Below are 6,994 nucleotides of genomic sequence, written 5' to 3' on the forward strand. Positions count from 1 at the left end.
ATCTGTGCGTTTTAAAGATACTTTCCAGTTAGGTGCTTTTGGCTCTTCTTTAGAAGGTGGATTAGGTTTTAATGCTAAATTGTCTCCACAGTTTTCTCTTCATGGAGATCTTGTTTATCAGCATAAACTCAATAAGGTTGGTTTTTCTGGAACGAGTTTTTCTGGAGGAGTTCGTTATCAGTTTTAAGATAACCTATAGTACATACATTTTAGAAAAGGCAGCACATTGTGCTGCCTTTTTTGTTTTGTTCTCAAAAAAGAGTAATCTTTTGAGAGGAATGTAAAAGTCATAATTGTTTTATGCATGAGAGCATTTTTATGCTCAGGCGAACTTCCTTAAAATTTCCTGATAATGATATGAGACAGTGATTCAACGGCTCTTTAATAGTCAGTGTGCTTAGCTTTAGTGTACAATATGCTGCTTATATACATCTGATTTATTCACTGTGATACTTGGTACTTTCTGAATCTTGTTTTTAACATTTTATTGGTTTTCGTAGTCTTTTTCACACATATCTTTTGTCTACCTTTTAAAATTCACAATGATAGATTGTTTGTTTCATTAATTACACTCTATAGTTTTATTTTTGCTTTACACGAAATACAGAATGCATTATACACGTATAAATTGCGTATAGTGATTATTCTCCTATAGGTGGTTGTTGTCTTATGTGTAGGTTTTCAGCCAAGTTTATTGAAGCATTCATTATACGATTCAAATGAGCGTTAGATGCGTTCTTTTGTTTACGCCTTTTTGTATTTTGAGGTGCTCATCGGCATGTTTTTATCAGTGCTTTTGTTGTTAATGAGAGGGGAAAGAAAGTTTCGAGGGAACTATGATTAAAATGTTTAGAAATCGTGTGTGTTTATATACTGTTACAACGGCTATCTTTTCTTTGCTACAAAATGAAGTAGTGATTGGTGCAAATAGGGGGAATAATGGGCATTATGATATCAACAATATCTCTGTGTACGGTGCTGAGTCTGTTGATGGATTGTCTTATAAGGCGACCGTTTCTCCTGTGAATCCTGATGGAAATTTTCGTAGTATGTATCCTAGTGTATCGCTTATAATGGACAGTAATTATAATTCTCCTCTTAGACAGAGGAGATCTAGTAATATTGATGCTAATAGTCTCAATAATTCTAGAAAAGATGGCGCTAATGCCTATTTGAATGGAAATGGCAATATTCCCGAGATTAGCATCACTCCCATCAATTCGATTGATCTGAACATTCCGATCAATTCGTATCGGGATTTGAGCATTGATGGGCATGAAGTTCCTGACACTTTTATTGGTAAGATTGATTATAATAATACGAGAGGTAAGGGGAAATCTCCCTATTTAAAATATGGGAGTTATGGAAATCTTGCGAGCAGTAATGAGTTGAAGCTTCTGATATATGATGGGCCATATTATGTATGTGATAATTGTACAGAAGATAGAATTGGCTATAAATCTTATATTATTAATGAGCCGATTTCCGCGTATCCAAGTGAATATCCTCCTAATAATATTGCTGCTATAATGGTGAAGGGATTAGGTACGACAGTTAAGAGCAAGAATGTAACGGTTAGCGGTAGTGTTTCTGATGAAACTTTTCTAATTGGTGTGCATGCATTAGAGAATGGCAAGATTGTTTTGGAAGACCCGATTATCAAAGGTACAACTATAGCCCTTCGTGCTGATAATGGAGTGATTGAGGTAAAGCATGGAAATATTGAAGAAAGTCAGGAAGGGATTGATGCAACAGATAAGTCATTTGTTCTTTTGGAAGATACAGACATTAAAACTGCTAATGGGGTTGCAAGTCTTTTAAGTTATGAGCATTCAGAAATTTGGATGTCAGATGGATCCGTTGATTTTATGAACAGTCATGGGGTTTCTTCGATGTTAGGTGGGAAGATAAATCTCGAGAATGTTAAAATTATTGGAAAGGCTAACGAAAGTGAAAATCATGCGGTTGTGCATACGGATTTAAGGGGGGCTGTTAATTTAGAGGGTACGAATATTAGTGCTATGGGTATCCATGGCATATTATTAGAAAATACAGTCAATTCTCCTCTTTTGCAGGAAGTTAAAGATTTATCGGATGAGGATTCTGATTCTAGGATTTCTGTGACTGAAGTTAATATCAAATCCTCTTCTATGAATGTAACTGGTAATGCGGCGTATGGTATATATTTTAAAGGAAAGAATCCATTGATAGAACACGATCTTCAAAAAGAAGATTTATCAGAGAAAGACAAAAAGCCCTCTAGAATGGAAGTTGTTAATTTAAATAAGACAAAATTTTCTGTTAAAGATAATGCTATTCAAAGTACTAACATCATTAAAGGTATTGTTAGTTTAACAGAAAGTACGTTGCGTTCAGAGAAATTATTGTTAAAAGCTCAGAAGGGCGCTGCTTTAACAGTTTTAGCTACCGGTTCTACCCTTGAAGGCGGAGTTCATATTGATGAAATTTCTACTGCTAAGCTTTATTTAGGTGACAAATCTGAATGGATTTTACGAAAATCGAGAATGGGTGAACGGACAGGACTGAGTTTGATAAATGATTCATCTATTTCACACGTCACTCTTATGAATGAGAGCTCTATTAAATTTACAAAATTGAAACCTGAGCCAGATTACACTTATCAAACACTCAGCATTGGAAAGGGAACAGGTGTTGCTTATAAGGCAGGTGATGGTGCACATATTTATCTTAACACATATCTGAATGAGGGAGGGGATCTTAAAAAGCAAAAAACTGATCGTGTTTTAATTCATGGTGATATTGAGGGAAAAACTAGGGTTTATGTGCGTGGCGTTTCAGGAAGTCCAGGAGGATCTACGGGTAGTGGAGGAAATAATCAAGGGATCTCTATTATTCAGGTTTCTGGAAAGGCAGAGAGGGATTCTTTTAAATTGGATGGTGATTATGTTGCGTTGAATGCTTTACCATATCAGTATAAGCTTTATGCTTATGGTCCAAGCTCTGAATTAGGGAAGGCGGACGCTTCTCAAAGACAAGTTAAAGGTGAAGGGGATTTTTGGGATTTTCGCCTTGAAAATGGATATATTAAACCTAAACCAGGACCAGCTCCTAAACCTGGGCCTGCTCCTTCTCCAGAACCGGGACCTCGTCCTAAGCCGGAGGTTAAGGCTGTTGTTCCACAAGTTCCAACTTATTTGTTTTTGCCAAATGCTTTGTTTCATACAGATTTAAGGAATATTACTCATCAAAACAAGTGGTTAGAATCGTTACGCGTTGCTTCTAGTGGAATGTTAGAAATGCGTGAAAACCCTGCTTTCTTTATACGTGGTTATGGTGGTAATCACCGTTATACGTCAAATTTTTCTGAGCTTGAATATGGTTATGGAGGTGAACTTGACTATAATGCCGTTGATGCAGGTGTTTTGCTACAGACGATCGAAAATACATATGGTTCTACTTCTTTTGGGGTTATCGGATCTTATGAAAGACTTTCCTTGCAACCTTTGGAGGTTGAACAGAGCCGAAAAAGTACTTTTGATAAATGGACCGTTACGGCATATGGTGGTATGCAGTGGGATACAGGTTTTTACGCTGATGGTCTTTTATCTTATGGTCTGTTCAAAGGTGATGTTCTCACTCTTGCACGGGGCAAGACAGCTACATTAAAAGGAAATGCTTTAAACGCTTCGTTGACTTCTGGTAAGCCGTTTGTGATAGGCGGTGAAGGTCTTGTTTTAGATCCCCAAGTTCAAGTTGTTTACCAGCGACTCCAATTTGATAAGACCCATGATATTGACGATTTTGATATTGTGATGGGAAACATTGATCAGTGGGTGACACGCATTGGTGGGCGTTTAACAAAAATGCTTACTGTAGGCGATGAAGCACGTATTATTTCCTTTTATGGAAAGCTTCATGTTGCGCATGGTTTTGGAAAAAAACAATTTGTGCATTTTAAAGATGCTTTTCAATTGGGGGCTTTTGGTTCTGCTCTAGAGACAGGATTAGGTTTTAATGCTCAATTGTCTCCAAAATTTGTACTTCATGGAGATTTGGTTTATCAGCATAAGCTAACAAAAGCTGGTTTTTCTGGAACCAGTTTTTCTGGTGGACTGCGCTATAATTTCTAGTTTTGTTATATTGGGGGTTAATACTTTAAAAAGTCACAAGCATGATTTGTGACTTTTTTCATTTTATCTCTTTATTTCTTATATTTTTAAAGAAATAGCTATTTTTCATGTTTTAAATGCGCTTTTTAGTTGTTTTTTAAATTCTTGATTAGAGAATGTTGATGAGTTCTTGTGTTCGATAATTCATTGCCAGAATTACTAAATTTTCTATTTTATAGCCGTTTTTTGTGTTAATAAACCATTTTGTGCCATTTGAAAAGAAGTACTGAATACAGAATGTTCTGTTATGGTGATTTCTCTTCTTATGAAGCCATAAAATCATTTACTAGCATGCCAGAAGGAGGATTACTATAGGGATAAATATCATTTAGAAAGGACTAACTGTAGATTTTAGAAATCTTTCAATGAAAAATATTCCTCAACATTTTGATTTTGCAATAAATTGGTGTTGCTATTTGTATTTTCATAAGTGTAAAAATGGTAAATTCTAATAAATCTTGGCTTATATGGCTTTTATAAGGAGGATTGAGAGAGGGGATTAGGAAAAACAAGAGATATTAAAAAAAGCGCCTAAATGTAAGACATAAGTGTGTGCCATTTTTTTGTGAGAGATGTGATTCCTTAAAAAAATACAATATAAAAATTTGAGCTAATGTTGCCTCTCCATTGCAAAGATATTGTTATAGATGTCTTTGAAAGTTATGAAGCTAAATTAAAAGAAGGTAGTAAAAATACACGTTTTTTCTTTAATATTATCTTAAAAGATGCAATATATGCATTTTAGGGGCTGGATCGGATAAATATACGCCATAATTCCTATAAATTTAGCATATAGAAGCAGGACTTTCTTACAGAGACAGAGTTATCAGTTTTTGTTCAAGAATGCAATTACATTAACTTTGGATATTATTTACATAAAACACAAAATATACTATCAGCTATAGATTTTTTTAACAAAATGTATTAAATGCTAATCTTGATATGATTTGGCAAGACATATGTTTTTAATCAGGTGGGGGCAAAAAGTTATGGTGGAATTATGGTCAAGATATTTAAAAATCGTCTCTCTTTATGTGCTTTCACAACAGTGATCCTTTTTTTTGCACATAATGCTAGTTCTGAAGTACAAGCTAATACCGATAGCACTGATGTAAAACTGCGTGCTGTTGTTAATGGTGTAGGGCAAGATGATAATAATGCATTTGTATGTGATACAAATTTATTTTGTTGGTTTAATGAGAAGAATACTTTGTTGACTATTGTTAATGAGACTTATCAGAAAACTACGGGTAACGCTAAAGAGGCTGCTCTAAGAAGTTCTGAAGAGGCAGGGATTATAGGCAAGGATATAACGATAAAGGACGCTTCAAGTACTGATAAGTTGAACGGAAGCTTTTGGAAATATGGTATAATAGCAGAGAATAGGGGAAAAGTTAATATAGAAGGAGGAGTGATTGACCTTACAGATGGTATTGGAGTTCAAAGTAAAAAAGGATATGTTACTTTAAAGAAGGTATCTATTGGCGGAAAAGCGAGCCAAGCGGTGAATAGAGATTTTCATAGTGGAAATTCGGTTTTTCAGATGAAGCAAAAAGGGGGATATATTGAGCTTAGAGAAGATAATATTAAGGTTACGGATATCCATGGTGTTTCCTTTCAAGGGGAACTGAGCTATATGGATATGTTTAATTCCACTGTTGTTGTGGAAGGGAATACATCTTATGGCCTTCGTTTTTTTGAGGACGACGTATCTGAAGAAGAACAGCAAAAAACAGATTTTTATTACGTGAAAGAAAAGGTTTATTCTTTTTTTGGAGAGAAGAAGTTATTTGGAAATTTACCAAAGGAAGACTTACCTAAACGAGGAAGTGTTTATTTATTTGATACCACTTTTAAAGTTCCAAATAGTATGGCTATTTATAGCAAAAAATCCGCGGGTCTTATTAAACTTTCAGGAAAATCTGAAATTTCTGGGGATATATTGTTAAAGGCTGAAGATGGTTCTTTTATAAAGGTTGCTGCTCATAATTCTACTCTTTTAGGAGGTGTCAATCTTGATGAGGATTCCTCTGCTGAATTTCGGTTAACGGGTGGTTCAAAATGGACTTTATCACAACCTAAAAATGAAAATTTACAAGTTTCTGGTTCTAGAGGTATTTCATCAATTTCATTGATACATCTTATTGATAGTTCTATTGTTTTTCAACAACCAGAAGTTAACATAGCTGATGGCTATCAAACGCTTTATGTTGGGAAAGGAGAAGGAGTAGTTTATCGTGCACAAGGTAATGCACGTCTCTATCTTAACACTTACTTAAATAAGGGTGGTGCTCTTCAAAATCAAAAAACGGATCGGCTTTTAATTCATGGTGATGTTGAAGGGAAAACAATAGTACATGTGCATGGTGTTTCAGAAAGTCCAGGGGGAGGGACAGGGCATTATGAAAATAACAAAGGTATTTCAATTATTCAGGTGTCTGGAAAAGCAGAGAAGGATTCTTTTAAATTAGATGGTGATTATGTTGCGCTGGATGGTTTGCCTTATCAGTATAGCCTCCGTGCTTATGGTCCAAGCTCTGAATTAGGAAAGGCCAGTGATTCTCAGAGATTAGTTGAAGGTAAAGGGGATTTTTGGGATTTCCGCCTTGAAAATGGATCTATTCATTCTGTTACTAAATTTTATCATCTAGATCGTGGACGTCATTCTGGTCAGGGAGTTAAGGCTGTTGTTCCGCAGGTTCCGACTTATCTGCTCTTGCCAAATAGCATATTCCATGCCGGTTTGATGGATATCAGCAATCAAAACAAGCAGTTGGAGATACAACGGAGTATATCCGGTGGAATGTTAGACATTGGTACAAATTCTGCTTCATTTTTGCGTG

3 protein-coding genes are annotated in these 6,994 nt (G+C 35.4%); all 3 read left to right on the forward strand.

Annotated features, from left to right (window positions below; genetic code table 11):
- A partial coding sequence (locus tag ABD909_RS07320; protein ID WP_345097282.1) for an autotransporter outer membrane beta-barrel domain-containing protein occupies window positions 1-187 on the forward strand: 187 nt, incomplete at its 5' end.
- Window positions 188-836: 649 nt separating this feature from the next.
- Window positions 837-4,112 carry an autotransporter family protein gene (locus ABD909_RS07325; RefSeq protein ID WP_345097283.1) on the forward strand — a complete coding sequence of 1,092 codons (3,276 nt, stop codon included), beginning with the start codon at window positions 837-839 and terminating at the stop codon, window positions 4,110-4,112.
- Window positions 4,113-5,151: 1,039 nt separating this feature from the next.
- The coding region (locus ABD909_RS07330) for an autotransporter outer membrane beta-barrel domain-containing protein (protein WP_345097284.1) at window positions 5,152-6,994 on the forward strand (1,843 nt) is incomplete at its 3' end.

It is taken from the genome of Bartonella acomydis (assembly GCF_039543025.1).
GTDB classification, from domain to species: domain Bacteria; phylum Pseudomonadota; class Alphaproteobacteria; order Rhizobiales; family Rhizobiaceae; genus Bartonella; species Bartonella acomydis.

What these genes read in the sequence shown, in the direction of transcription:
- ABD909_RS07325 (WP_345097283.1), top strand. Translation starts at nt 837, where the DNA reads ATGATTAAAATGTTTAGAAATCGTGTGTGTTTATATACTGTTACAACG.